This is a genomic window from Embleya australiensis, from assembly GCF_051903075.1.
Classification (GTDB): domain Bacteria; phylum Actinomycetota; class Actinomycetes; order Streptomycetales; family Streptomycetaceae; genus Embleya.
This window is the reverse complement of sequence record NZ_CP182423.1, coordinates 653,153-680,028: the sequence shown is the minus strand read 5'-3', so window position 1 is coordinate 680,028 and position 26,876 is coordinate 653,153. Positions and strand designations below refer to the sequence as shown.

The window sequence follows — 26,876 nt, the reverse complement described above, 5'->3', positions numbered from 1 at the left end:
TCGTGTGATCATCAAGGGAAAGTCGATGGGTCGATGTCCTCGCCGGCGACGTCGAGACAACCGACCGTGTCGCGAACTCCGTGTGTCCCAATGTCGGTTGCCGGCGAAGTGCGCCATGAAAGGACATCCGTGCGCGCCAGACCGCTCGTGCTCGCCGTATTGGCGCTCTGCCTGCTGCCCGGATTCTCCGCAACCGCCGCACAGAGCCCCACCACAGACACCCGACCTCCCCTGCACTTTCTTCAATACAACATCTGTGGTGGCTGGAGCGGTTGTACCGAGGATCCCTCGATAGGGGGAGAGGTCACCCGCCGAGTCGCGAAGGTCGAACAAGAGATCACCTCCTGGAACAGCGACGCGGTGTTCCTGAGCGAGGTATGCGGTGTGCAGTTCGAAACCCTCCTGGCCGACCTCGGTCCACGCGGCTACACCGGCGTCTTCCATAGCCAACTGGACGAGGGTTCCGGCTGTCGGCCCGACAGCCGAGGCGAATCCCCCGAAGGCATCGCGGTTCTCGTCAAAGGCCCGGTCGGCCCGGGTACGTTCCACAACCTGACGACCCCGAACACCACACGCGAACAGTTCGGCCTGCTGTGCACCGACACCGCGCTGCGAGATCGCCGCGTCCACGTGTGCAGCGGACATCCCAGCCCCGACGACGTCGGCGTGGAACAGAACCGAAGGCTCGCCGCAATCGTCGACGACGTCGTGCGCTCGGGCATGCCGGTGATCGTCGGCGGGGATCTCAACCTCACGCCCGACCATCCGGGCCTGGACGGCATGTACTCCCACACCGGAGGCCACGGGCGATTCGTCGAGGTCGACGACACCAACAAGGCGTACTACACCCCGAACTGCCCGCCCACCGCCGCGCAATGCCGCAGCGGCGCGCCCACGTTCGCCACCGCGAAGGCCACACCGGTCAAAATCGACTACGTATTCGTCAGCGCCGCGCACTTCGTCGACCGCGCCGGCACCGTCACCGGCCACGACCCCACAATCACGGATCACGACGCCTTGCGCGGCCAGGCCGCGTGGGCCCCGACATCAACGTAAGCGATGGTCGACGACCGCCGGAATCCGAGCCCACACACATGCCGACGAACCGCACCACCCTCGTCGTACACACCCTCCCCAAAGTCCGGCTCTGGGACTGCAACCCAACCTCGGCACAAACCTGCTCCTTGATCGACGGCAGGATCATGGCGGCCCCGACCGAGATCTCTCACATGTGCCTCGACCGGTCCTTCGACACGGACCCACCGGCGAAGGCGAGACGTTTCAGCGTCGCCCACGGGCGTGCTTCCTCGACGCCCGTATCCGTCACACTCATCGAACCGCGCCCCAACCGCGCCCCCACCACACGCCGGACGCCGTCGAGGCCCGCCGGCACACGGGGTGGCGCCGGGCCCGCCGACGGGCCGATACTCGCCCGGCTGATCAGCGGATGTGGCACGATGCCGGCGTCACATGGCACGAGTACCCCTGGCCGACTGCCGGACGGCGTTCATAGCCTCCTCGCATGGCGCATGGACTTCTCACTGGACCTTCTTCACCCCTCGGCCGAGGGTGTCCTCGCCACCGCGCACGCGCCCTCGCCGCACCCGAGCCGGGACGGATGTGTCGACTTCGCGCACAACGTGGAGACACCGTCGCGGAACGGGAGAGCCGACCCACGGGCAATATCCATTCATGGGCCCGTCCCGGCCGGTCGTCGACGCGAACGTCGAGCCCCCGGCCCGGTCCACCGCATCCATATCCTCGCCCCGAGCCAAATGATCGACCCGCCACCGTGACCGTCCCGCCACCCCGGCCCCTCCCACACGGCGAACAACGGGAATCCGCCCCGAAGCCGCACCCGCGAGCCGCCCATGGGCCTGAGGGCAATTCCACGCACCACCACAGCCGATCCCGAAGCCACGCCCGCCCCGCTCGTCCCTCCTCGTCCAACCCGAGAGAAAGCGAGACCCCCCACCGTGAGCATCAGCCATCGCCCTTCACACATTCGCGCGACCGCCCCCGAGCCGGCCGTGGCACCTGCCCAGCGCCCCGGGAAGCCACGACATCGGGACGGACCGTCCCACCGAATCGGTGGGCGGGCACGCCGGGAAGGTTCCTCCTCATGAGCACGCCGCCCGACGGATTGCCGATCTATCGCGTCATCACCGGGCCGGACGACGTCGGGTTCTGTCGGCGGGTGAGCGAGGCCATAACCCTTGGCTACGCGTTGCACGAAGGGCCCGCCGTCACCTTCGACGGCGAGAATGTCATCGTCGCCCAGGCATTGCTCTGGCCGACAGAGACAGCAACGAATCCCGAAAAAGCCCCGCAGTAATCCCAATCGGCAGGCGACATACAAACGGGGCCACGGCGGCGAGGCGCCGGAGGCTCGCGCCGTCTGGGGATCCCTCCAGCCGGGTTCGTTCGGCTTCACGCGAGCGGATGGAGACATGAGAAGAACTCGCCGAGCCCGGATCCGCTGGGTATCGTGCTCGAACTCGGGCCCGGTTCCTTGCTGTGTGGTGCCGACGCGGAGGAAGAGCCGAGCCGATCCGCCGGCATCCTGGTTTCGGTCCCGAGCATGTGGTGGGTTAAGGATGCGGCTTGTCGAAGCGGAGGGGAATCCTTGGGCGTGGAGCCACTGATAGCCGCGGTGCGCAGTGGGGACGCGAGGCTGACGGGCGCGTTGTTGGACGCGGGTGCCGATCCCGACGCTGTCGACGAGCGCGGCACTCCGGCGTTGTGCCTGGCGGTGGACGCCTTCGACCTTCCCATGGTCGACGTGCTGCTCGCGCAGGCTCGTCCGGACCACGCCGGGCCGGACGGTCGCACGCCGTTGTTGCGCGCGATCGACCGGGGCGCCTGCGAGATCTTGGACAGTCTCATCGGGGGCGGTGCGAAGCTGTGGGTCGCGGATGCCGAGGGGCGTGACGCCCTTGCGTTGGCCCGGTACTGGCACGAGACGGGCGTCGAGACGGAGTTGCGCCGCAGAAGCGGTTCGGCGCAGGTCGCGCGCAGAACCGTTCGGCGGTTGTACTCCGGGACGTCCTGTGCGGAACTGTCGTCGGGGGGCCTGACGGTCAGGGACGGACACACCGCCGTCCTCACTTCGTTGGAGCCGCTGTACGGGATCCGTCCGTCCTTCGAGGAGTTGCTCTCGCGTGCCCTGGCGGAACCCGATGTCGACCACGAGGTGTGGTGGGCGACGGTGTACACGCTCGTGAAGCGTCACGACCCGACCGTGTGGGACGCCGCCATCGGCCTGTGCGACCGATCGGACCCGTTGGAGCGGCGCTTCGGCGCGGACGTGCTCCGCTGCACGAACCTGTTCGACGAAGACGAGGGCACCCCGTACGACCGGCCGCTCGTCGACCTGTTCCTGCCCTGGGCGGCACACGAGCCGGATCCCCGCGTGGCCCGGATCCTCACCGCCGGCCTGGTCGACACCCAGGACCCACGCACCGACGAGGCACTTCGCGTACTCTCCCGCCACGTCGACGCCGAAGTCCGGTGGCGGGCGACGAACGGCCTGGGCACCGCAATCGAAAGGAGGAGCCCCGAAGCACTGCCCGCGGTGATGGAGCGAATCAAGGACACGGATGCGACGGTCCGCCAACTGGCCTGCCGCGCCCTCGCCTTCGCCCCACCGGACACCCCCGACATCACGGATCTGCTCGCGGCACGCCTCACCGACCCGGTCGAGTACGTACGTGTGGAGGCTGCGGCACGCCTGGCCCTGCGCGACGACCCCCGCGGCGACGAGACCCTCCAGCGCCTGGATCCCGCCGACGAGGACTCCCCTTACCACTGGCTGCTCTACGACGTGTACCGACACCGCGCCGGATACCGCTGACCCCGTTGCGACCCTCGGCCACCCCGAAGGCCGGCTGGTGGTCCCGCGGCGGTCACGGTCGCCTCGAATGGGGGAGGAGCCGTATCCGTAGCGGCCTATCGTGGCGTCGGCCGCGGCGACGGGAGTCCGAGAGCTTGGCAAGAGCGCCCTCCGCCGCGTTCGCGTACTGGATCCGCCGGCTCACGATCCCTCCCCATCGGACGGCCGTACCGGATCCCCCAGACCGTCGGTCACCCCGGTGTAGTCACCGGCCCTGATCCCGATCAGGTCCTCCTCGGACTCGGCGTGCGCCTCCGCGGGCGGGTGGCGATCTCGTAGACGGCCAAGTGCGGTTGGGGGGAGCGCAGGAGGGTGTCGTCGGCGGCGAGGTTGGTGACGGGTCTGGGGAACCAATCGGTCTCCGTCCCGGATTCCGCGTCGAAGGTCCTTACATCGTCGAGCAGTTGCTCGTCCACGCCGAACCCTCAGACCGCGAGCCGTCGGGCGTCGAGCCAGACTCGGGGGCATCCCAGGACTCGAGCCTGGAGGCGAGTTCACGGCGGGTGGGGTGCAGTCCGGTGGCGGCCTCGGTCGTTGCGTCCACGTCGCGGGTCGGTTCCTCGATTCGGGTTGCTGCGCCGGGAGTTGGTTGCGCCAGCGGGGGTGGCCGGGTGCTCGAGAGGGGATGGCGCCGGGGAGCCGGAAGGCGGTCGTGCGGGGGCGCCGGCGGGCGCGTCCGCGGTGCCGTCCAAGACGCCGGAGGGCAAGTCCATAGGGGAGTACAAGCCGGACGACTTCGACCCGAACAAGAACAAGAACAGCGACGTGCCGCGCGACAAGGCGTTGGGCACCGGGGCGTCCGGGTCGACGCTGTTCGTCTTCGGGCACCGCCGTGAAGATGCTGGACATCGCGACGGGACGGGGGATCGGCAAGGTCACGCCGCCGGCGCCGGGCCTGAAGCCATGTGCGATGACCAAGGGCGTCAACAAGGACGGCGTCGGTGGGATCGCGTGGACCGTGTACGACGACGGCACCGGCACGGGCGTGTGCAAACAGCTGTCGTTCGTGGATACCCGGAAAGGCGGGAAGGTCCTGCGGACCGTCGAGTTCGCGGGCAGGAAGCGCAAGGACGGCAGCCCCTGGTACTGGTACTCGGCGTCCGTCGGATTCGTCGGCGACGACCTGGTCGCGGTTGTCAGCGACTCGAACCAGCGGGGTTCGAGCGGCCGGGCTCTGACTGGGTCACGCGCCGACCGGCCCCGGCGAGGGATCACCACCCGCGCGCCCCGATCCGGGAGGCAGCCCGGTGGGACAGGTCGAAGCAGGCGCGTAGGGGCGGTTCGCCGGGCCGAGTTCGGCCGGGCCGTCCAGATCAGGAGGGCGGCGATGCGCGGCGCGAGTGGCGGGCCGGCGATACGCGACGCCCATGACGTACTTGCCAAGAATCGACTGTGTGTCCGAACTCCTGTGCCTCGTCGATCCGTTCCACCACACTTGGCGCCCTGCGACGAGAGTCGGCGAACGATCCGCCCCGCACCACACCAGGCCGAGGCGGAAACAACCCATCCGATGGAAGGGGAGGCAAGTGACCACGAGCCACGAGTGGAACGACCACACGATCGTGCGCATCGACGCGGAGGACGACCGCGTCCGGACCGCCGACGGATTCGGGTACGACGCGTACCTGCGAAAGAACCTGCCCGAGTGGGACGACGCGGTCGACGACGTGGGCGAGTTCGTCGCCTGGGCATGGCGCGTGGCGACCGAACCGATCATGGAACCGGGGTACGTCCGGCTCCGCCCCGACATCGCGCAGATCCGGATCGAGGTCGACTACGAGGAAGGCGGACCGATCGCCGTGGCCGTGCTGCCGATCCGTCACCAGGCGTTGGCCCGCAGGCCCCGCGCCGGAGACTGGGCCGTCGACGTGCACGACGCCGGAGCCGGGCCGTATCAGTCGGTCGGCGAACCGAGCCGCAAGAGCCCGGTGGTGGTCGCGACCGCGACCGTCGTCGTCCCCGCGGGCGGCTGGGAACTGCCGAGGCTCCCCCGAAAAGAGGATCCCGGTGTGTACACCCGGGCCCGCGAGGCGATCGACGCCCTGGTTCGAGGCATCAACACCGACCTGGCCCCGCTGGTCGCCGACCTGTACGCCCCCTGACGACGAACACCCACCGCGTCACTCGTACGCGGACGCCGCGGCGCGCGTGATCGCGTTGATCCGGATGCTCAGGTCGCCATACTCCGGCGCCACGGCCTCCATCAGACCTTGGAGCGCGCTCGCCGAGTAGGCGGCCCCGGCGGCCGGACCACGTCCACCGCCGAGGAGGACGCGACGACCACGACCCCGCCCCCGCGGGCGATCAGGTGCGGGATCTCGTACTTCATCGCCGGGAACACGCCGCGCGCATTGATCGCCGGTACGTCGTCGAACGTCGTCCGGGACGCGGCGACGATCGTGGTGCGGAGATCCGTCCGGTTCAACAACACGTGTGGGTACGGGAGACCGAGCACACCGTGCCGCAGGTCTGGGCGGCGACGTCGATCTCGGTCAGTGCGCGCTCGGTCGCCGAGCCTCCGACGTAGCGGGAGCCGGCCGGGTTCGGCAGACCCCGGGGCGCTTCGGCACCCCTGCGCCAAGCGTCGATGATCTCGCGGACGGGGATCTCGTTCGATGTCGTGCGCATGGCGACACCTCTCATCCGATCCGAAACACAGTACGGAAACCACACCGTAACGCCAGGACACGATGGAAAGAACCTCGGACGAGCGGGAGTCGACGGCGAGGTCGTTTCGCCTCCCGGGCGCTCGACCGTGCCGGCATCCGGCCCGTCACCGTCGTCCGGCACCCACGCAGCCGCCCCCCGCCCATCCGGACCCGTCCGTCATTGCGCACGACGCCGCCGGCGCGGACGTGTGCCGGGAGTCGGGCGCGGCCACCGGCGGTCGTCACGCGCCGGACGGCTTGCCGGATGCCGCGGACGTCGCTCGGTGACGTTGCGTGTGCCGTCCTCGTCGTCCCGCGGCCGGCGGCCCGTACACCGCTTCAGCCTTTCGGGTGATCAGCCGTAACTCCCCTCCGGGTCCGCGTCGTTGCACGACTGCGGTGTCCGCCGCGAACCGACGATCCACGTGTCCGCGCCCGAGGATGGCAATGGTGGGGCCGGGCCCCTCCGCCGCCACGGACACATCCCATCTGCGAGGTTGACCCATGAACCGCACACGACTTCTGGGCCTGGGGCTTCTCGGTCTCGCGGCCGTGCCGGCGTTCGTCGTGGCCGGCGTCGCGAGTCCGGCCGAATCCGCCGCGCGCGCACTGCCGGTGCCCGTGGTGCAGACCTGTACCGGGTTCCAGACCGAGACGTTCACTCCGGGGTTGAACTCGACGCTGCGTCAGGTCGAGGGGGAGGGCAGTGGCGAGTTGACGTCCTGCCTGCCGTTCGGTGGCGCGCTGCCCGCCTCGGGCCGCGTCACGTCCACCCTGTCGGGGTTGATGAGCTGTGACGGGGGCACCCGCACGCGCACGACGACCATCACCTGGGACGACGGCGGCATCAGCACGCTCGAGGAATCCGGCGGCGTCGAAACCCCGGTCGGCGGGGGGCGGTCGGCGGTCTTCAGGGGCAAGGTCCGGTCCGGACGTTTCGCCGGCGACACGACGGTCACCACTCGGACGCTGTCACCGTTGCCCAAGCCACAGTGCGCGACCGAAGCGGGCCTCACCGAAGCCGGCGGGCCACTCGTGGTGGAACTCACCCACCTCTCCTGATCCGCCGGCAGGCGCCACGGCCTCCGCCGGTGCCGCGACGCCGGGCGACGTACCGGGCGCGGTCGGTCTCCTCCGTGACGGTTCACCGGCCCTTGACCTCAAGTGAACTCGAAGTTGCAGTCTCGCCATGAGTACCGAACACACATATGTGCGGCGGCTGTTGACGGCCATCGCGTTGGCCGTCGCGGTGTTGGTCGCGGGATCCTCGGCGCCGACGTCGGCTGCGGGTACGCGGCCGGTTCCGGTCGAGGTGACCGCCTCGGCGACCGAACCGAGTCTCCCGGAGGCGGGCGCCGTACGGCCGGGGACGACGACCTTCCGGGTGCGCAACGTCGATTCCGAGGAGCGCTGGATCGGGCCGGCCTGCGGTCCGGATTCACGCCGGAGACGTTCGTGGACCGGATGCGGCGGGCCGTGCACGCTCCGGCCCCGGATCTCGTCGACCGCCAAACTGCTCGTGGTCAATGCCATGGGCCGCGGCTCCCGTCGGGAACGGCACGGCGGCCGTACGTAATCCCGATGCAACCTGAAGCGTGACCGCGGCGTGACGTTTGTGGATGCTCGCGTCGAGAACCCGGCGCCGGCAGCCGACTCGTCAACTGCCCACGAGGTTGCGGTGATCACGATTGGGACCCCGATCGGCTCATCGAGCGAGCGTTTTCGCCGCACCCCACGGCAGCCGATCCGGCGCGCCCCGCGCGCGACGCCGACGCCGACGTGAATGTCGACGACCCATGGTTGTGCGCTTCGGCAAGCCGATACGAAGGAGTGGTTTCTTGACCCCCCACCTGTGGCGTGTCACCCGCCCACGGACGTTACTGGCGCTGATGGCCGCCCTGTGTGCCCTCCTCGCCACCACCGCACTCGGGACGACTCCGGCGGCAGCGGCCGATCAGCGTCAGGCGATCTATGACATCGCGCATCGCGTCGACACACTCGACGGCGTGGACGCCGCGATCAACCACGGTGCGAACGCCATCGAGATCGATGTCTGCGCCTGGTGGAATCCGAACGAGTGGCGTGCCTGGCACGACTGTTCGTCGGCCGGTGAGAATCGGTTGGGCCCCAGTTTCGACTCGATGATCGACCGGATTCTGTCCAACGCCAATCGTGGGCGCCGGCTGGCGCTGGTGTGGCTGGACATCAAGGACCCGAACTACTGCGGGGAGGCGCCGAACCGCACGTGCAGTGTCGCCGGACTGCGGGACAAGGCGCAGCGCCTGACTGGGGCCGGGATCCAGGTGCTCTACGGCTTCTACGAGTACCACGGCGGCAACACCCCGGACGTCGGCGGCAGGGGCTGGAAGAGCCTGGAGGGCAGGCTCGGCCCACTGGAGGGCATCACCACGACCGGGACCCGCGACCAGGTCCAAAACGCTTTCGCCCGATCCGGTTCCGGATTCCCGGCCGGCCGGCGGGCGATGGACTACGGCGACAGCGACATCTCCAAGGGGTTCGGCAACTGCACCGAGGCCACCTGGAACACGTGCGCCGAATTGAAGAAGGGCGCGGCGGACCGCGCGGCCGGACGCCTCGCGGCCACCCTGTCCTGGACGACCACCTACAACGACCCTTGGTACGTCGACAAGCTCCTGGGTGACGCACGCGTGGACGGCATCATCGCGGGTTACGGGGCCTACACGGGGGTGCGCGACTACGACGACAACTGGCAGTGCGGCAACGCCGTGAAGATGGTTCGTGACTGGGTGAACGCACACAGCGGCACCCATCGCATGGCGAACAGCAGCGATCGCATGTTCAGGTAGCACCATGCGGTCCGGGGCCGGACGAATACCGTCGCGCGCCCCCGGACGGGCCGTCGGCCGCCATCCGGCCGACGGCCCTCCCGAGCGCCGATGGGTGGCGGGATCCATGTGCGGCACCGGTCGTGGCGGCTCCGGCGCCGCGCGAGGCACCCGCCGTACCGGACGCGTGCCGCCGCGCCGAATTCTCCCGATCGCGCGATTGGCGAACACCCTTGCGGGACAAAGCGCTTGGCCGTCGGCCAATTTGCGTGATTGCTTGCCCCCGCTTTCCGCCCACATGAACCATGAGTGCGCACGAGTGCCCGATCACGAAAGGAAGCGGTGGACATGTCGAGCCTGAAGCGACGTACGGCGGGCCTGCTCCTCACGGCGACGGCCGCCCTCGGAGTGGTCTCCGCGGCGGCGAGCCCGGCCCAGGCGGGCGGCGGCGTGTACGTCGCCACGTATCGCTATCTGTACGAGTGCCAGAACGAAGGGAACCTGTACATGCACTACATGGGGGCAACTTCGTACTCGTGTCCCGGCAACGGGGCGAACGGTTTCTCGCTGTACGTGTACTACGCGGCCTGACCGACTCCGAACCCGTCGCGAGCGCCTGCCGCGAGGGTGATCCTCGGCACGTCCGTGCGACCGGCCACCCAGGCGGTGATCGCCGCGTCCGGTTGTTCAGGGCGAGGTCGCCCTCGCCGCACACCATGGGCCCCCAGGAGACGTCGAGTCGGTCGTTGCCGACGCGAATCACGTGAGCATGAGCAGACGCCTCGGGTTCTGGTGGTGGGCCGCGCCGACGTGGCGCGGATCGGTCTCGCGCCGGTCCCCGGCAGGGATTTCCTCAGGCGTTCCTCGAGGCGAGCGCCGAGCCCCCGAGCTTGCGATGGCGGGAACACGCGGCGGCATTGCGAGCGGTGTCCATGGGCGGGTCGGGCGCCGGATGGACCACCCGAGGCACTCCTCCCCACCGTGCTCACCGAAGCCTCACGCCAATGGCATTCCGGATACGACGGCCAACTCCTCCCACCGTCAAGGCCCACCTCGCCGGCGGGCGTCCGCCGACAGGCGGCCTGATCGCAGTGCTGCGGCGGATGGCGGAGGTCCGGTACCTGTACAGCGACGAACTCGCCCGGCTGCCGGCGCGTGTGGACGGCCCCGTACTCAGTCCGGGCGAGGCGTGGGCCGACTTGGTGATGGCCGACGGCGAGGCGTGGGAGCGAACCGGTCGGGACGTGCCGGCCGAGGTCGGTGTGGACGCGGCCACTGCGGCCATCCTGCGGTGGTTGGCGCAGGTCGGGCGCCCGCGCACCCTCATGTTGGTGACACCGCATGGATGGGACGTCAAGGGGGAGGCTGTTCCCCGACGACGGACGCGTGCTCCTCGTCGCGGACGAGGCACGCTCGCACTGCCCGACGGCGGTACCGACGACGGGGCGACGTGTAGCGCGCCCTCCGGGCGTCGGTCAGCGCCACAGCCACGCGGCGACTCCGGAGACCGCGATGAGCAGGCACACGCCGAGGTTGACGACCTTGTAGGTCAGGAACACCGCGACGAACTCGCGGATGGTCGCGCTGGGTTGGAAGTACTTCGCCGTCGGCGCGCCGACCACCTGGCCGCGGACTCCGGTACGTCGGGCGGTCAGTGCGGCACGGAAGACGTGGAAGTTGTTGGTGATGATCACGCACCGGTAGTCGGGATCGATCTTCGTCATGATCGTCTTGCTGAAGCGCAGGTTCTCCTCGGTGTTCCGCGAAAGGTCCTCGCGCACGATTCGCTCCGCGGGTACGCCTTGGGCGATGAGATAGTCGGCCATCGCGTGCGACTCCGGCAGATCTTCGTCCGGGCCCTGGCCGCCCGACGTGATGAGCATGGGCCGGTTCCCACGCGCGACCTGGGCGTCGTAGAGCCTTCGCGAGCGATCGAGTCGGGCGGCCAGCAGGGGCGGGACCGTCTTGCCGCCGACCAGGCCGGAGCCGAGTACGACCACGAAGGCCACCGATCGGCGCACCCGCAACCGTTCGTAGAGGAAGGCGTAGCCCAGGAAGCACAGCAGAAGGAAGGACACGTAGCCGACCACCAGCACCACGGTGCCGGCGATCACGATCAGGGTGCGCGAGCGGATGAACAGGGCGGTCACGAGCAGGACGATCACGCCGACGATGGTCAGCCCGGCGAGCAACGAGAGCAGGTTCGCGAGACGAACTCCCTCCTTTCGCACCATCGTTACGCCGTTCGACACCAGCGCGCCGGCCAGCAGGAGCAGGCCCAGGGCCGGTAGGAACAGGAGCAGGAGCGTCACCACGTCGGCGAAGCGCTCAGGCATACGATGCAGTTCGCCGAGCAGCCCGACGATCAGGGCGACGACGGACAGGCCGAGGAGAACGGCGTTGCCGAAGCGGCGTCGGTCGCGGACGACTCCGACGAGGCAGAACAGGAAGAACAGCGCGGCGAGAAGGTAGGCGAGCACCGCCGAAGCCTACGGACGAACGCGCCACGGTTGCGACGAGGTCGCGGTGTACAAGGCCGTGGACATGTTCGACGACCCTGATGCCGCGGCCCGGCTGCTTCGTGCTGCCGACGCCGACGCGGAACTCCTCGGCCCGACCTTCGGCGCGCCCCTGGGGTCTGTGGTCTGACGCGGGCGCGGTCGGCGGCCGACCGCGCCCGCGTCAGCCGGCCCAGTCCGTGAACCCGACCGTCGACGGCATCGTGTCGCCGCCGTGCGCGATCTCGCCCCCGCGCTCCGCGAGCACCGGACCAGGGCCCCGCAGGCGACCTCGTGTCGGGCCTCTCCGCGAAGTGTTCGACCGCGCACGCGGGGCTCAGCCCGCGGCGGGGGTCTCACCGGTCAGGGTGGGCAGGTTGACGGTGGTTTCCGGGCCGGGGGCGGTGACGGTCACCGGCTTGTTATGTTCGCTCCAGTCGATCGTTCCGCCGTCCGTGGGGCTCTTGTTCTCCATGCGAACCGGAGCGGGATCGCCCTTCGCCGGAACGTACAGAAGAGTCTCGCCGTCCTGGGGATCAGTGTCGGCGAAAACGACCATCCGCTTGCCGTTCACGTCCGCTTCCGGTCGGCGCTGGACGGTGGGGCCCCAATCGCTCACGGTCGATTTGATGTCGCCCAGGTTCGCGATCGCGGTGATGTCCTTGAACCTGGGGTCGTCGGCCTTGAGCTTGACGTGCTTGTCCTGGAGCAGAGCGACCACGTTCGGGTCGCTCACCTTCGCGTCCTTGGTCCAGAAGTCCGCGCCGGCCTTGAGATACATGTCCGGCCCCAGCCGCATCACTTCGACGGTCCGACCCGAGGCGGTCAACGTTCCGGAGTAGTTTTTCGTGACGTTGTCCACGCGCAGGTCCAACCGGGTCTCCCCGTTCCGGCCGTGCACAGTGCCCACGGTGTGCACCGTCTTGGTCGCGCTTGCGGACGCCTGGACCTTCGTGCGCAGCGTCGCGTCGTCCAGCTTGGAGTTGTCGTCCTCGGCCGAGCCCGAGTTCTTTCCGGGATCGGTACTCGACGTGCCGGGTGGCGGTGCGGCGGTATCGCCCGCCGGGGCGGTCTTCTCGTCGTCCTTCGTGTCGTTACCACAGCCGGCGAGCAGCAGCAGTCCCGCAACGGAGGCCACCGCCAGTCCACGGGTCCGGGCATTGATATTCGTGTTCATTGCATCCCCCAGATCGATCGCATCTGATCGCAAGTAAGCCGTTGCTGCCCGCAGTTCGAGGATGTATGCCGACCGGTGAACCCGCTGCGGCGTGCAACCCGGCGGCGCTCGACGGTACTCAAGGGATGCCAGAGGTGCTCTTTGAGAGCCGAAGAGGTGGTGCGGTTTTGGCAAGCTCACCAACCGGGGCGGAGCCACCGACCGCGTACGCTGCTTTCGGCCCCGGCAGGCGTGTCCTCCGCGCGGGGTCAGAGCGCGGCGAGGACGTCCACCAGCATCAGGCGTGAACCGCCGCGCTGGATCCGCCGCATCGCCGCCGGCACCCACCCGCGCACCGAGGAGTCGCCGCGCCGCCGTACCCATGCCCCCGATCGACGTGGCACTGCCGCTCGGCGGGCCACCGCCGGACCCGCCCGACGCATCGAGCCAAGCGCCGCCCGGATCGTGGCGGCCCCGAGTCCGGCGCGCACCGGACGCGGATGCCGGCGCGCGTCGGGGTGGGGGGCGACCAAGTCGGCCCAGACGGTCTTGCCGCCCCGGTGTTTGCGAATGCCCCAGTCGGTGGTGATGGTATCGAGGATGTGCAGGCCGAACCCACCCTGGTGTTCGGGACCGGTGTCGCGTCGGGTCGGCGTCCGGGGATCGGTGTCGGTGACGGACAACCGCACCCCGCGCGCGGTCCGGCGCACGGTCAGGATCACTTCCCCGTCGGTATGCAACTGCGCGTTGGTCAACATCTCCGACAGGACGAGGACGGCTGTAGCCACACGATCCTCGTTCCAACCCCAGTCGGTGAGGGTGGCTCGTACATACCGACGGGCCTGGGCACAGGCCCCGGTGCGTCGCGGCACGCGCCTGCGGACGAGGGTTCGACGACGCCCGGGCATGACCTTTCTCACAGGGACGTGGGTCGATGGTGGACGGTGCCGCAGTGCGACCCCGGCCCACGCACACGGACAAGGACGCGGACGCGGAACGACTCGCCCACGTCCTTGTCCGGACGATCAACGAGCGCGGAGTCGAAGCAGGAATCCGCGGATCCATCCCAGAGCCCGTGACCTGCTCGTTCGTACACCATCGACCAACCTCTCCCCGAAATCGACACCGTCGTGCCCGCACACCTGCCCGGCCCCCGGCGCCTCAAGCGTCACCCGGTCGAGCGGTTCGGCACTCGGCGCCGTGAATGCCGCATTTCGGATGTCGGCCCCCGTGGGGCGAGGGACGCGGCACTGCCGTCGGCGCAGAATCCGGCCCCCTGAACGGGTGTACGTCCCGCAGCGTGGGGCACAATGCTCCGGCCCACCGCCGGTCCGAAAGCAGGAGGACGCCGACATGAACCGCACCGCCGCGACCGCCTTCCCGGTCCCCGACACGACTGCGACCGCCGCCGAGGACGGCGCGTTCGCCGAACTGCCGATCGTCGACGACCCCGGCAGCGTCTCGGCGACCGACGCGCGGGCGATGTCGAAGATCTTTTTCGACCGGCTGCGGGTGTTGGAAGAGGGCACACACGAATACCAGTACGTGCGCAACACCCTGATCGAACTCAACCTCCCTCTGGTGCGATTCGTCGCGGGGCGCTTCCGCTCGCGCCCGGAGACCGCGGAGGAAATGGTCCAGGTCGGCACTATCGGCCTGATCAAGGCCATCGACCGCTTCGATCCCTCCTACGACGTCGAGTTCCCGACCTTCGCCGTCCCCACCATCTCCGGCGAGATCAAGCGCTTCTTCCGCGACACCTCCTGGGCCGTGCACGTCCCACGACGCCTGCAGGAACTGCGTCTGGAACTGGCCAAGGCCCGCGACGCGTTCACCACCGAACACGACCGCGAACCGACCCCCGCCGAACTCGCCGACAAGCTCGGCATCGGCGTCGAGGAGGCCGTCGAGGGCCTGACCGCCGCCGCGGGCTATACGGCCGCCTCCCTCGACGCCCCGGCCGGCGACGACGGCCCCACCGAAGTCCACGCCTCGCGCGCCTCGTTCGTCGACCCCGGATACGACCTCGCCGAAAACCTGCACACCCTCAAGCCGCTGATCGCGGCGCTCCCGCAGCGCGAACGCGACATCCTGTCCATGCGCTTCGGCCAGGACCTGACACAGTCCCAGATCGGTGAACGCCTGGGCATCTCCCAGATGCACGTCTCCCGTCTCCTGTCCCGCACCCTCGCGGGACTGCGCACCCAACTCCTCGCCGACTGAACCCCCGCGGAGCGTGTGGCCCGCGCATCCGATCGCGGCCCGCCCGGCAGCCGGCCGGGGACCGACCGAGGAAACAAGTTCGACGGCGATGAGCTGCACCGCACACCCCCGTATCGCGAACTCGTCCGGCATGGGACGACGCTCCCGGCGGACCTCCGAGCCGGGCCTGCGCCGATGCTCGTGTTGTCGGTGCCTTCCGTCAGCATGACGCTCGGAGGCCCGAGTCGAGGACGCGCGGCCGGTGACGTTTCGGGGGAGGGTTCGTGCGGACGGTGTTCGAGGGTTCGGTGGACGTGGCGTACATGCAGATGTACGTCGACAGCCGCGCGCAGTGGTCGGCGATCGAGGAGGACCACTGTGCGGGGCAGGTCAACGGTCTGTGCGGTGCCGCGGTGGAGGGGTATCTGTTCCTGACGACCGGAATGCACACCGGCAGTGTGGGGCTGACCATCGAGGTCCACGACGGCCCGCCCGAGGTGGACGGGCGGTGGGAGGATGTGGTCGAGGCCCCCTTCACCCCGCAGAGCCGCACCGTGCGGCTGGCGCAGTGGGGCGACGCGGACGCGTGCGAGTTCGAACTCGACCCGGTCGACCATCGTGTGCGCTATTGCGCGATGGGGATGGACGAGGCCAACGCCCACGGCGTGGTCTTCGCCGGCGAACCGCCGGTCGACCGCTACCTCCTGCAGTTCTGGCTCGCGCCCGCGGAACCGGACCGCGTGGTCAGGCAGACCAGCGACCAGGCGGCCTACTGGAACAGGATCGCCCGGGACCGGCCACCACCGCCGACGCCCGACGAGCGGGCGGCGAAAGCGCGCGCGGCCCGCGAGGAACAGGCCCGCGAGAGGGCGGAGCGTGTCCGGGAGTACGAACTGCGCGAGTGGGCGGGCCGGTTGCCGACGGAGCGATTGCGGCGGGTGGGCGGAAACGTCCACGGCATGCGGATGCTCGACGTGCACCTCGTCCACGCCATCGCGCGCATCGACGACGGGACGCAACGCGCGATCGCCCGCTGGGCGGCCCATCGCGCCTATGCCCTGGCGGGGCTCGCCGACATCGACTGGATCGCGCCCGCGTTGGCGGCACTCGACGCGGGCGCACCGCTGCCCGCGCCGTTCGACGACCCGACCGAACCGTGGCGGCGCCTGCTCGAGGACCCGAACGTGCCACACACCACGATCACCCTCCCCGACGGCACCACCCACAACGCCCTCCAACAGGCGTTCGCCTTCCCGGCATTGCTCGGCGCCGCCGAGCCGGACTCCCTGCGGGCCGCCCTCGACGCGCTGAGCGCAGCAGCGTACGCACACGGCACCGACCACCGCGCCTTCCTGGACGAGGTCCGCGACACCTGGCCCGCCCTCGGCGTCGTACCACCCGCACCGGCGGAACCACCCCCGCCGCCGCTCCCGTTCCCGCCCATCGCCGAAGACGCGTCCGCCGATACCGCGCCGGCCCGCTGGACTCCGCCCGCCGAAGCGCCACCCACCGCTTCGGCGCCCGACCCGAAAGCCCCGCCACCCCCACCCGGACACCGCCCACCGACCACCCCTCCCGGCGCGCCCCCCAACGCACTGCGGCCGCCCCGCGGGGGCCTCGCGTCGCCGGTCCCGGCCCCAGGCCCCCGCCCCGCCGGCGCAGCCAGGTCGATGGACGGGGTTCGGATCGTCCTCGTCACAACGTCTGCGGAGCCGCCCGCAGCTGCCGAGCCGTCCATGAAGAACAGCCCGGCGGGCATCCCGAACAAGGACATCGACACCACCACCGGCGGCGAGGAAGAGCCCTACGACATCGACTGAACACAGGAGCGGATCTCTGCCGCTTCCGGCGCATCCTCGACATCGACATTCACGCCGGACGCGGGATCGATCGGCGACGCCCCGGCCCAGGCCCGCCCGGCCGCGAGTGACCTCGGCTTTCGTCTCCCTCGTCCTGCGCCGAACCTCCGACCACCTGCGGCCTTCGAGTACGGACGGTTGTGCGATCCTCGGGAACCCGAGGTGGCCCGTCGGACAAGACAGGGTGTGACCATCACCGCGATATCCGACCGCGAGTTGTGGGAGAGGGCGTGCGCGGGTGATCCCGAGGCGTTCGGGGTCATCTTCGACCGACACTCCCGTGCGATCTTCAACTACCTGTCCCGCCGTACCGCTTCGTGGGTCGAGGCCGAGGATCTGACGTCTGTCGTCTTCCTGCAGGCATGGCGTCATCGAAGCGCCGTCACCCTGGACCGGGACAGCGCGCTGCCGTGGCTGCTGGGCATCGCCCGCAACACCGCCGCCAATGGCGGGCGGGCTCGTCGTCGCTATCAGGCGCTCAAGGAGCGCCTTCCCACGCCGTCACCGGTCCCCGACCATGCCCAGGACGTCGCCGATCGCGTCGACGAGGAACGCGTCCTCGTCGCGTTGCGCGGATCCGTCGCCCGCCTGCCCGCGCACGAACGCGAGGTGATCGAACTGTGTGTGTGGAGCGGACTGGACCATCAAGCCGCCGCCACCGCACTGGGCGTGGCCGTGGGCACCATCAAGTCGCGTCTGCATCGCGCGCGCCGCCGACTCGGCGACGACCTGCGTGAACACGCACCGTCCTCCCGCAACACCCACGCCATCGCCGAGGAGACATCGTGAAGTCCTCGAACACGATCCCGGCCGAGCGGGAGCTGCCGCACAGCGCAGCCCGCCGCGCCGAACTGCTCGCCCTCCTCCCCCTTACCGACTCCCAGTCGTCGCGACTGCCCACGACCCGACGGCGAATTCAGGATCGGCTGATACCGCCGCGCCGGGTACTGCTGCCACTGGCCGCCGCGGCGACGGTCGCGGGCCTGGTCACCGGCGTCCTGCTCGGGATCTCCGGCGACGACCGGGCCACCCGGGTCCCGGGACCGGCAGGCTCGCCGTCGGCAGGGCCCTCTGCGACAGGCCCCGAGCCCTCCGTCGTGGGTCGCCGGCTGCCGCTCGGGCAGGTGCCTGTGCCCGCCGAGATCGCGGTGTCGGATGCCGATGCCGCCCGATTCGTCGCCGCGTGTGCCCTCTCCCGATCCACCCCCACCGCCGCGAGCGGATACCGCCCGTACTTCACGGTGCGCAGCCCGCAGGCCGGCGAGCCCGGGCACATCTACGCCGTCGCGGTCGACCCGGCCGGACGGCATGCGTTGCAGTGTTCGGGTTCGACGTCGCCCGTGGCCCAGTGGGCCCAGTCGGATTTCGAACTGCTGACGGGGACCATCGAGGTGGACAACAGCGGCGGTACCAAGTCCGGTTCCAGCTGGACCGATTACGCGGCAGGCCGCTACAACGCCCCCGTGGCGCGGATCACCATGGACCGGGGCAGCGGCGAGCGCGCGGCGATCATGTCGGGCGGCGTCTGGTACGCGGCGGAGACCGTCGGGTACACGCACGAGGCCGCCGACGCGTTCCAGGCCGGGCGAACTCCCCGGATCCGCGGCTACGACGCGGCGGGCAAGCTGGTGTGGGACTCCGACCGCGACATCCCGAAACCGGGGTCGGCGGAATGTGTCCGCACCCCCGATGGCCGGGTGCTCAACTACAAGGGCCGCGCCGAACCCGACCCGGCCACATGCCGCCCGGCACTGCCCTGGACCGCCGGCGACCGATCCTGACCAGGTGGCGGTCCCGCGCCTTGGGCGTCGCGCTCTCGTGGTCGACCGCGCTGCGGATGCGGCTCCCGCTCCCGTCGTCGCGGGGTTCCGCGGGTCCTGAGGGTGGGCGACTTCGCCCTCGAGCGCCGGCATCGCTACGCGACCATCCCGACGGACGCGAAGACCGGCGAATGGATCGGCGCCCTGCCGGTGGTCTACCGGGACGGCTTGCTCGCCTACCGACAAGGCACAGTAACGCGCTTGCGGAGTATGTGAGTTCGGGATGGCCCCTGCGCATTTCGGCCTTCGCGCGCACATCACCTGGCCCCGGCGTCCACGAGACAGTATGTTTTTCCAACCGACTTCTCGGGAGGAACATGTGCTCCGAACAACACAGTTGGTGGCCGAAGCCCCGACGGAATCCACGGCCGGGTCCACCGCGCTCGAAGTGGTCACCAAGGAGACCGTGGCGGACGGCGTGGTCGCCCTCACGTTACGCCGCCCCGGCGGCCTGCGGCTGCCGGATTGGGCACCCGGCGCACACATCGACCTCGTCCTGCCCGACGGCACCACCCGCCAGTACTCGTTGTGCGGGGACCGCTGGGACGCATACACCTACCGCGTCGCCGTCCTGCGCGAAGCGGACGGTCGCGGCGGATCGGTCCACGTGCACGACGGCCTCTCGCCCGGCGATCTCGTCGGCCTCGGCGGGCCGCGCAACCATTTCCCCCTCGTACCCTCCGAGCGCTACCTCTTCATCGCCGGCGGCATCGGGATCACCCCGCTGCTCCCGATGATCCGCCAGGCCCGGATCGTCGGCGCGGACTGGCGGTTGCTCTACGGCGGCCGCAGCCGCACGTCGATGGCCTTCGCCGACGAACTCGCCACGCACGGCGAGCGGGTGCACATCCGCCCGCAGGACGAGTACGGTCTCCTCGACCTGGACGCGTGGCTGGGCGAACCCCGACCGGACACCAGGGTCTACGCGTGCGGGCCCGCCGCGCTCCTGACCGCGGTGGAGAAGCGTTGCCGGGCCTGGCCGCCGTACGCGCTGCGCACCGAACGGTTCTCCACCTCGTTGTCCGCTCCCGTGCGCGACCTGCCCTTCGACGTCGAACTGCCGTGCTCGGGGCGCACCGTCACCGTCTGGCCGCAGGTGTCGGTGGTGGACGCGCTGCGCGAGGCGGGGGTGGACGTGCTCACCTCATGCGGCCAGGGCACCTGCGGCACGTGTCTGACCCCGGTCCTGGCCGGACGCCCCGACCACCGGGACACGGTGCTCACCGACGACGAACGCGCCGCCGGGGCCTGCATGTTGCCGTGCGTGTCCCGCTCCCTCGACGAGCGTCTGGTCCTGGACCTGTGACGCGCCGGAACCGATTCGACATCGAAGGAGAAATCCGGTGACCGACACCACCGCCGGCACGCTGCCCGTCGTCGACGACGACCCGTACGCCCTCGACGTGCTGGAGGCCCCCTCGCCCCTGCACGCCCGGCTCCGGGACGCGGGCCCCCTGGTGTATCTCTCCCGCTACGACGTGCACGCCGTGGCCCGGTACGCCGAGGTGCACGAAGTGCTCTCGAACTGGCAGGGGTTCGAGTCCGCCGCCGGTGTGGGCCTGAGCGACTTCCGGCACGAGAAGCCGTGGCGAACTCCCAGCCTGTTGTTGGAGGCCGACCCGCCGCACCACGACGCCCCGCGTCGGGTCCTGCGCAACGTCCTGGGGCCGCCGGCCCTGGCGGCGCTGCGCGAGTCCTGGCACGCCGAGGCCGGCGAACTCGTGGATCGGGTGCTGACCCGGACCCGGTTCGACGCGTTCACCGACATCGCCCAGGTCTTCCCCCTGCGGGTGTTCCCCGACGCGGTGGGCATCGGGCGCGACGGCCGGGAGAACCTGCTCCCCTACGGCAACATGGCGTTCAACGCCTTCGGTCCGCGCAACGACCTCGTCGCCGCCGATGCCCCCCGCGTGCCGGAACTCTCCGCCTGGGTGAACGCCGCGTGTGCCCGAGAGGCGCTGTCCGAGGATGGGTTCGGCGCCCGGATCTGGGCCGCGGCCGACCGCGGCGACATCACCCACGAGCAAGCCCCGCTGGTGGTGCGGTCGTTGCTCACCGCGGGCGTCGACATCACGGTGCACGGCATCGGCGCCGCCCTGCTCGCCTTCGCGACCAACCCGCGCGCGTGGGCCGCGCTGCGGGAGAACCCGCGACTGGCCCGCGTCGCGTTCGACGAGGCGGTGCGCTGGCACACCCCCGTACAGAAGTTCTTCCGCACCACCACGCGGGAGATGCGCATCGCCGGCACCACCATCCCCGCGGGCCGCAAGGTCCTCACGTTTCTCGGGTCGGCGAACCGCGACCCGCGGCGCTGGGTCGATCCCGACGTCTTCGACCCGACCCGGGACCCGTCCGGGCACGTAGGATTCGGCATGGGCCTGCACCACTGCGTCGGGCAGCACGTCGCCCGCCTGGAGGCGGAGGCGGTACTGACCGCCCTGGCCGCCCGCGTCGAGCACATCGAACTCGCCGGGCCGGTACGCCGCCGTCCCAACAACATCATGAACGCGCTCGCCTCCGTGCCGGTCACCGTCACCCTCGCCCGCTGACCCACTCACCGCCCGGTGGCACCCCGTCGCCGTCCCTCACTTCCGAGGGGTTCAGTATGCGGCGTCCAGTTTGGCGCGCTGCTCCCCGGTCAGCTCCAGATCCACGGCCGCCAGACTCTCCTCCAGTTGCGCCACCGAGGACGCGCCGACCAGGGGGATGACCCGTATCTCGCCGCCGATGAGCCAGGACAGCACCACCTGGTTGGGGGTTGCCCCGGTTTCCTCGGCCACCTGGTGCAGCGCGGCGAGGCGGGCGGGCGTGCCCGCGTGGTCGAATCCGGCGTCCAGGGGCTTGTCCCGGCGTACGTAGCCCCCGCCCAGCAGCGGGGAGTAGGCCACCAGCGCGAGGCCGGGCTCGGCCCGTACATAGCTGAGCAGGTCACCGGAGACCGTGCCGATCTCCCCGTCCGGGGAGCGCCTGCCGGGCAGGTCCCCCCGTCGCCGCAGGTAGCTGTGGTGGTACTGGAGAACCTCGTAGCCGGGCAGGCCGGCGTCGGCGGCCAGATTCCTGACCCGCTCCACGCTCCACGCCCAATGGTTGCTGGCACCCAGCAGGCCGACCGTGCCGTCTGCGACCAGTGCGCCGAACGCCTCGACGATCTCCTGCCACGGCGCGTCCGGGAACCCGATGTGCGCATACAACAGGTCGAGCCTGTCCACGCCGAGGCGCTCGCGACTGGCGGCCGAGGCCTCGCGGATCACCTTGGCGTTCACCCCCTCGACACCGTCCGAGGGGACCAGCCTGCTCGTGGAGCCGGTCGGCTTCGTGGTGGCGGTCGGCCGGCCGCCGAGCTTGGTGGCGATGGTGATGTCCTCGCCGACGCCGCGGCTGCGCCGCCAGCGGCCGAGCAGCGCCTCGCTTTCCCCGCCTCGACTGCCGGTGTTCCAGTACGCGTAGTTGTTCGCGGTGTCGATGAACGTGCCGCCCGCCTCGACATACCGATCGAGAATCGCGAAAGACGTCTCCTCGTCGATGGTCGTGCCGAACAACATCGCGCCGAGACCGAGCACGCTCACCTCACGCCGCGTCGCCGGATCGGCGCCGATGGTGCGGTATTTCACGGGAGTTCCCTCTCATTCGGCCTGGCCGGTGGCACCGTGGACAGCACTTCCGCAACGTGCTCCGGATCGAAGGCCGGAGAACGCAGCGGCGGTTGTCATGTTGATGATCATCACGGAGTCGTGCCGCGGCGGCGTAGAAGATTCTTGTGCGCATTCAGCGTGTTCACTCAACCGGGCCGGCCGGTCTCAGCATCGCCCGGACCGCGCTTGGCACCTGTCCCGTGTGCTGCTTGAACACGCGGGTCAGGTGGGCCTGGTCGGCGAAGCCGTAGTCGGCGGCCAGTGTCCGCAGTGAGGAGTGTCCCTCGGCGAGGTCTTCGACCACGGCGCGGACCCGTAGCTGGTTGCGGTAGTGGTTGAGGGTCTGCCCGGTGACCCGATGGAACACCCTGCTGAGGTGGAAGGGGGAGCAGCCCACCTGGCGGCCGAGTTCCTCCAGGCTCACCGTCGGCGGCCCGTCGATGAGCACCGCCCGCGCGTGTTCGACCAGCCTGCGGTGTGCCCGGACAGTGGCGGCGCGCCGCCCGGTCCGTGCCGGAGCGTGCGGGGTGGGGGCCGTGGCGAGCAGGTGATGCACCCGCTCGGCGACCTCGAAGCGGTCGATCCCGGCCCGGCAGGCGGAGACCAGTCGCCGGTGGGCCAGATCGAGCGCGGCGGTAACCGGTACGACGGGATTCCGGGCCGGTGGCAGGGGGAGGTCACCGTAGACGTCCTGGCCGAGATCGAGCATCGTGCTGATGTCGCGGGTGTGAGCCGGGTGGGCGAAGGCCACCTCATCGCCCTGGCGGAGCACAAATCCCGTGACCGGATCGGCGAACTCCTCACGGCCGTTGACCCGCGCCAAGAACCCACCGGAGCGAACCAGCAGCATCCGCGTGACCCCGGCTTCGGGCTCGGAAACCAAAATCGGCGGACGAAACGACCGCCGATCGTCACAACAGATGATCTCGACAACGCCGAGGGACGAACCCTCCGCCAAAGGACGTCCGATCCCCGGCCCGTCACCCAGGGTCTCCCGACACATGGCGGCCACCCGCCCCAGACCCTCGATCCCCTCGGCGCCACCCACGGATCCACACAGCAAGGGCCCACTCGGCCGTATTCCCCGGACGCCCCGGCCCGCGCCCGCCTGCCCCGCGGACCGCGGGTCCCCGAACGACGTGTCGGGGAAAAGCCGTGTGACGGAAGATGCCCTGGACGATATTGCCGGGACGGCCGAGTATCCGGGCGATCTCCGTGCAATTCGCAAGGGTTGTGGCGACGGCGCGGAATGGGCTTCTTCTCGGGTGTGTACTCGTGAACTCCCGGTGGTGCTTGTTCATCGACCGAGCCGGGCGTTTCCGGAACTCGGATTCACTCCGACGTTTCGATGCGGGCAGGACCGACTCGGTCCGGAACGGGCAGGTGGGCGGACCTCGCCATGAGCATGTCGTGCCCCTTTCCGGGGGCTTACACGGCGTCGGCGGGAATTTCCGGAGGGTTTGCGTGCGGGATCGCGTCGGGGTCGTGTCGTGACGCCTCGAGTCGTTGTTCGACCAGGGCGATGAACCGGCCGGCGTTCGAGTTTCTGTAGAAGTCGCGGGTCGAGACGCGGGGGAGTCGCCGTTCGCGCATCGAGGTGAGTACCTGGACCACGAGCAGGGAGTTGCCGCCCATTTCGAAGAAGTTGTCCTCCCTGGTCACCCGGGTCCTCAGGCAGCGGCTCCAGATGTCCAGGACCGCCGCGGCGAGCCCGTCGGGCTCGGCCGTAGGCAGGGGATCGGAGGCGACCGGGTCCGGCCGGTGGTCGGGGGTGCCGACGGTGGGTGCGGGGAGTCGGGCCAGGTCCGGCTTTCCGTTGTCGGTGAGTGGGATGGAGGGGATCTCGGTCAGGGTGGTGGGCGTCATGTAGTCGGGGAGGATGCGTTTGGCGCGATCGAGGACCCGGCGGGTGTCGGAGCCTGTCGTGAGGACGACGTAGGCGTCGATGCGACTGGTCGCCGGATCGCCGGGTGTGGCCTGGTTGACGACCACGACGGCCGCGCCGACCTCGGGATCGGCGGCCAATACCGAGCGAATCTCGTCCAGTTCGATGCGGTGTCCGCGAATCTTCACCTGACTGTCGAGCCGGCCGAGGTGGTCGAGTCGCCCGTCGGGACGCAGCCGGCCCTTGTCGCCGCTGCGGTAGAGACGCTCGCCCGTCACCGGGTCGAGAATGAAGCGCTGCGCCGTCAGATCCGGTCGACCCAGGTATCCGAGCGCCACCCCCGCTCCGCCGACGTGGATCTCGCCCGCCGGACCGGGAGGCAGCACCCGCCCGTGTTCGTCGCGCACCGACACCGACCAGCCCGGCAGCGCGCGGCCGACCGAGCGCGAGCCCGCCACGACGTCGGCCGGGGTGATCGTCTGCGCGGTCACATGCACCGTGGTCTCGGTGATGCCGAACATGTTCACCACGCGGCAACGGGTATGCGAATGACGCGCGAACCAAGGACCCAGTACGGCCGTGTCCAGGGGCTCACCTCCGAAGATCAGCAGTCGCACGGCCAGTTCGTCGGTCGCCCGTCGGTCCGTGCGGGCGAGTTGGGCGAAGGCCGAGGGGGTCTGGTTCAGGACGGTGACCCGCTGCTCGACCAGCAGTCGGTGGAACTCCTCGGTGTCGCGCGCCACCCAGTACGAGACGATGACCAGTCGTCCCCCGGTGAGCAGGCAGCCCCAGATCTCCCAGACCGAGAAGTCGAAGGCGCTGGAGTGGAAGAGCGTCCAGACGTCGTCCGGGCCCAGGGAGAAGTCCGCGGCGGTCGCGGCCAACAGGGCGGTGACGTTGCGGTGCGGGACGACGACGCCCTTGGGGCGGCCGGTGGAGCCCGAGGTGTGGATGACGTAGGCGGGGGCGTCGTGGTCGTGCGCCGTATGGTCGTCGTCGGGACCGTGGACGGTAGCGAGGTCGGCGGCGGCGATCACGTCCGCCGGTCGCCGCACCAGGACGTCGCCCTCGGCGGGGAACGCCTCGATGTCACCGGCCAGCACCACGCGCAGGCCCGCGTTCGCCACGATGTAGCGCAGGCGTTCGGGGGGATACCCGGCGTCCATCGGCACATAGGCGCAGCCCGCCTTCAGGACGCCCAGCATGGCGACCACGAGGTGGGTGTTCCGGTCCAGGCAGATGCCGACCATGCCGCCGGCCGTGATGCCCGACGCGCGCAATCCGGCGGCCAGGGCGTCGGCCCGCTCGTCGAGTTGACGGTAGGTCAGTTCACCGTCGTCGGCCACCAGAGCCACGGCGTCGGGGTGCCGCCGGGCCACCGTCTCGAACAGGCGGTCGATCCGAGGGGTATCGCCGGGGGGAACGCCCGCGCCGCCCAGTCGCAGGATCCGCTCGACGTGCGCCGGGTCCACGAGCGGCGGCGGGGACGACAACGGCGCGTCGGGGTCGGCGGCCGGCCCCGTGGCCAGGCGCACCACACTCGCGCAGAAGTCCTCGGCGACCTCCGGGGCGATCGTGCCTTCGTCGAACCGGCACCAGCCCTCGAACGAGCCGTCCGCGCCCTCGACGCCGTGTACGGTCATCGGGAAGGCCGGTGTCAGTGTGGGCAGATATGTGCGGTCCACGCGCGCGGGGGTGATCACCACCCCGACCGGCGGGAGCGTGCCGCCGGGGCCGGCGGGCACCTCGTCCGGATCGCCGATCTCGGGATCGGCCACCCCGCCGTATCCGGCCAGGGTGCGGGCAACCGCCGTACGCACCGCGTCCCCGCCCCCCGCGCCCGCGGGCAGCGCCAGTTGGCGCGAGCCGATCGTGCCGGCGCGGCGTGGATCGCCCAGTCCCCAATCCACCCTGGGCCACCGGCCGCTCGACGTCGACGCGTTCGTGGGCGGCGGGAGTGCTTCGCCCGGTTCGGCGTCCGACACGACCACGTCGGCGACCTCGTGCAGGGCCGCGAGCGAAAAGCGCCCGCGCGCCGCGACCAGGACCAGATCCGCGGTCGCGTCGGCATGGCGCACCAGTACGACGCGCAACGGGAACGGGCCCTGCCGCACCGGGCGCAGCGCCTCGCGCCGGACCCGCGCCCGCGCGCCGGGGGCCTCGCGCGGAACGGGTACGTTCACCTCGGCCAGGGGCAACCGATCCGGCGCGCCCCACCGCCGGCCCGCCCGGTCCAGTCGTCGACGGATCTCCTCGCCGCTCGGGACCGGGTCGCGCAGCCGCACGACCAGACTGTGACAGTCGCGTCCCGGTCGGGACGATGCCGACGACCCGGGTGCGTCGACCCGATCAGCCGTGGGCAGCGGTCCGTGCGTAGCTGTCGCCATCGTGCGGTTCTCCTGCCGTTTCCGAGTGTGGTTCGCGAATGCCGTCGTCGCGACCGGCGTGCGATTCGCCGTTGCGATCCGTGGCCGATT

The 26,876-nt window shown here is 70.2% G+C and carries 24 protein-coding genes; 15 read left to right on the top strand and 9 right to left on the bottom strand.

The window, feature by feature from the left end; genetic code table 11:
* Positions 1-129: 129 nt before the first annotated feature.
* The 3 genes from ACMXN5_RS33210 to ACMXN5_RS33200 all read left to right on the top strand — a co-directional run bounded on the left by ACMXN5_RS33210 (position 130) and on the right by ACMXN5_RS33200 (position 3,853).
* Complete coding sequence (locus ACMXN5_RS33210; protein WP_439678597.1) at positions 130-1,056, top strand: endonuclease/exonuclease/phosphatase family protein; 927 nt, start codon at positions 130-132, stop codon at positions 1,054-1,056.
* A 1,066-nt stretch (positions 1,057-2,122) separates the two neighbouring features.
* Positions 2,123-2,335 carry a DUF1737 domain-containing protein gene (locus tag ACMXN5_RS33205; protein WP_439678596.1) on the top strand — a complete coding sequence of 71 codons (213 nt, stop codon included), beginning with the start codon at positions 2,123-2,125 and terminating at the stop codon, positions 2,333-2,335.
* Positions 2,336-2,632: 297 nt separating this feature from the next.
* Complete coding sequence (locus ACMXN5_RS33200) at positions 2,633-3,853, top strand: HEAT repeat domain-containing protein (RefSeq protein WP_439678595.1); 1,221 nt, start codon at positions 2,633-2,635, stop codon at positions 3,851-3,853.
* A gap of 263 nt (positions 3,854-4,116) precedes the next feature.
* On the opposite strand, the gene ACMXN5_RS33195 is transcribed toward ACMXN5_RS33200, so the two are convergent.
* The gene (locus ACMXN5_RS33195) at positions 4,117-4,308 is read right to left on the bottom strand and encodes a hypothetical protein (protein WP_439678594.1); all 192 of its coding nucleotides are present in this window, start codon (positions 4,306-4,308) and stop codon (positions 4,117-4,119) included.
* 1,110 nt (positions 4,309-5,418) lie between these two features.
* Between ACMXN5_RS33195 and ACMXN5_RS33190 the strand changes: the two genes are divergently transcribed.
* On the top strand, positions 5,419-5,994 hold the full coding sequence (locus tag ACMXN5_RS33190; RefSeq protein ID WP_439678593.1) for a hypothetical protein: 576 nt from the start codon (positions 5,419-5,421) through the stop codon (positions 5,992-5,994).
* 101 nt (positions 5,995-6,095) lie between these two features.
* Here ACMXN5_RS33190 and ACMXN5_RS33185 read toward each other — a convergent pair whose 3' ends face one another.
* Positions 6,096-6,320 carry a hypothetical protein gene (locus ACMXN5_RS33185; protein WP_439678592.1) on the bottom strand — a complete coding sequence of 75 codons (225 nt, stop codon included), beginning with the start codon at positions 6,318-6,320 and terminating at the stop codon, positions 6,096-6,098.
* Entirely contained in the window at positions 6,314-6,520 is a 207-nt protein-coding gene (locus tag ACMXN5_RS33180) for a DUF6229 family protein (RefSeq protein ID WP_439678591.1), read from the bottom strand. Before ACMXN5_RS33180 ends, ACMXN5_RS33185 begins: the two co-directional genes overlap by 7 nt.
* 524 nt (positions 6,521-7,044) lie before the next feature.
* Between ACMXN5_RS33180 and ACMXN5_RS33175 the strand changes: the two genes are divergently transcribed.
* The 4 genes from ACMXN5_RS33175 to ACMXN5_RS33160 all read left to right on the top strand — a co-directional run bounded on the left by ACMXN5_RS33175 (position 7,045) and on the right by ACMXN5_RS33160 (position 9,938).
* Positions 7,045-7,602: a hypothetical protein gene (locus tag ACMXN5_RS33175; protein WP_439678590.1), complete on the top strand. Its 558-nt coding sequence runs from the start codon at positions 7,045-7,047 to the stop codon at positions 7,600-7,602.
* Positions 7,603-7,729: 127 nt separating this feature from the next.
* Complete coding sequence (locus ACMXN5_RS33170) at positions 7,730-8,116, top strand: hypothetical protein (protein ID WP_439678589.1); 387 nt, start codon at positions 7,730-7,732, stop codon at positions 8,114-8,116.
* A 262-nt stretch (positions 8,117-8,378) separates the two neighbouring features.
* Positions 8,379-9,368 carry a phospholipase gene (locus ACMXN5_RS33165; protein WP_439678588.1) on the top strand — a complete coding sequence of 330 codons (990 nt, stop codon included), beginning with the start codon at positions 8,379-8,381 and terminating at the stop codon, positions 9,366-9,368.
* A gap of 327 nt (positions 9,369-9,695) precedes the next feature.
* Positions 9,696-9,938: a hypothetical protein gene (locus ACMXN5_RS33160; protein ID WP_439678587.1), complete on the top strand. Its 243-nt coding sequence runs from the start codon at positions 9,696-9,698 to the stop codon at positions 9,936-9,938.
* A gap of 884 nt (positions 9,939-10,822) precedes the next feature.
* Here ACMXN5_RS33160 and ACMXN5_RS33155 read toward each other — a convergent pair.
* Positions 10,823-11,827, bottom strand: coding sequence for a YdcF family protein (locus tag ACMXN5_RS33155; protein ID WP_439678586.1), 1,005 nt, complete (start codon positions 11,825-11,827; stop codon positions 10,823-10,825).
* A gap of 46 nt (positions 11,828-11,873) precedes the next feature.
* On the opposite strand from ACMXN5_RS33155, the gene ACMXN5_RS33150 reads away from it, so the two are divergent.
* Positions 11,874-11,996, top strand: a complete 123-nt coding sequence (locus tag ACMXN5_RS33150; RefSeq protein WP_439678585.1) for a hypothetical protein — start codon at positions 11,874-11,876, stop codon at positions 11,994-11,996.
* Between the two features lie 186 nt (positions 11,997-12,182).
* Here the strand turns inward: ACMXN5_RS33150 and ACMXN5_RS33145 are convergent, their stop codons facing one another.
* Together ACMXN5_RS33145 and ACMXN5_RS33140 are read right to left on the bottom strand one after the other, a co-directional pair.
* Positions 12,183-12,983: a hypothetical protein gene (locus ACMXN5_RS33145; RefSeq protein WP_439678584.1), complete on the bottom strand. Its 801-nt coding sequence runs from the start codon at positions 12,981-12,983 to the stop codon at positions 12,183-12,185.
* Between the two features lie 287 nt (positions 12,984-13,270).
* Entirely contained in the window at positions 13,271-13,909 is a 639-nt protein-coding gene (locus tag ACMXN5_RS33140) for an ATP-binding protein (RefSeq protein WP_439678583.1), read from the bottom strand.
* A gap of 445 nt (positions 13,910-14,354) precedes the next feature.
* Here ACMXN5_RS33140 and ACMXN5_RS33135 point away from each other — a divergent pair, with 445 nt between their 5' ends.
* The 6 genes from ACMXN5_RS33135 (at position 14,355) to ACMXN5_RS33110 (ending at position 21,431) form a co-directional block, all read left to right on the top strand.
* Complete coding sequence (locus tag ACMXN5_RS33135) at positions 14,355-15,224, top strand: RNA polymerase sigma factor SigF (protein ID WP_439678582.1); 870 nt, start codon at positions 14,355-14,357, stop codon at positions 15,222-15,224.
* A 263-nt stretch (positions 15,225-15,487) separates the two neighbouring features.
* Positions 15,488-17,023 carry a hypothetical protein gene (locus tag ACMXN5_RS33130; protein ID WP_439678581.1) on the top strand — a complete coding sequence of 512 codons (1,536 nt, stop codon included), beginning with the start codon at positions 15,488-15,490 and terminating at the stop codon, positions 17,021-17,023.
* A gap of 225 nt (positions 17,024-17,248) precedes the next feature.
* Positions 17,249-17,851 carry an RNA polymerase sigma factor gene (locus ACMXN5_RS33125; protein WP_439678580.1) on the top strand — a complete coding sequence of 201 codons (603 nt, stop codon included), beginning with the start codon at positions 17,249-17,251 and terminating at the stop codon, positions 17,849-17,851.
* The gene (locus tag ACMXN5_RS33120) at positions 17,848-18,843 is read left to right on the top strand and encodes a hypothetical protein (RefSeq protein WP_439678579.1); all 996 of its coding nucleotides are present in this window, start codon (positions 17,848-17,850) and stop codon (positions 18,841-18,843) included. The genes ACMXN5_RS33125 and ACMXN5_RS33120 overlap by 4 nt, the downstream gene beginning before the upstream one ends.
* A gap of 379 nt (positions 18,844-19,222) precedes the next feature.
* Complete coding sequence (locus tag ACMXN5_RS33115; protein ID WP_439681330.1) at positions 19,223-20,188, top strand: PDR/VanB family oxidoreductase; 966 nt, start codon at positions 19,223-19,225, stop codon at positions 20,186-20,188.
* Positions 20,189-20,225: 37 nt separating this feature from the next.
* Positions 20,226-21,431 (top strand): cytochrome P450, encoded by a 1,206-nt coding sequence (locus ACMXN5_RS33110; RefSeq protein WP_439678578.1) that lies wholly within the window; start codon positions 20,226-20,228, stop codon positions 21,429-21,431.
* 51 nt (positions 21,432-21,482) lie between these two features.
* Here ACMXN5_RS33110 and ACMXN5_RS33105 read toward each other — a convergent pair whose 3' ends face one another.
* The 3 genes from ACMXN5_RS33105 to ACMXN5_RS33095 all read right to left on the bottom strand — a co-directional run bounded on the left by ACMXN5_RS33105 (position 21,483) and on the right by ACMXN5_RS33095 (position 26,684).
* The gene (locus tag ACMXN5_RS33105; RefSeq protein ID WP_439678577.1) at positions 21,483-22,493 is read right to left on the bottom strand and encodes an aldo/keto reductase; all 1,011 of its coding nucleotides are present in this window, start codon (positions 22,491-22,493) and stop codon (positions 21,483-21,485) included.
* Between the two features lie 163 nt (positions 22,494-22,656).
* A complete protein-coding gene (locus ACMXN5_RS33100) occupies positions 22,657-23,364 on the bottom strand; it encodes a helix-turn-helix transcriptional regulator (RefSeq protein ID WP_439678576.1) in 708 nt (235 codons plus the stop codon).
* Between the two features lie 578 nt (positions 23,365-23,942).
* Positions 23,943-26,684 carry an amino acid adenylation domain-containing protein gene (locus ACMXN5_RS33095; protein WP_439678575.1) on the bottom strand — a complete coding sequence of 914 codons (2,742 nt, stop codon included), beginning with the start codon at positions 26,682-26,684 and terminating at the stop codon, positions 23,943-23,945.
* Positions 26,685-26,876: the final 192 nt, after the last annotated feature.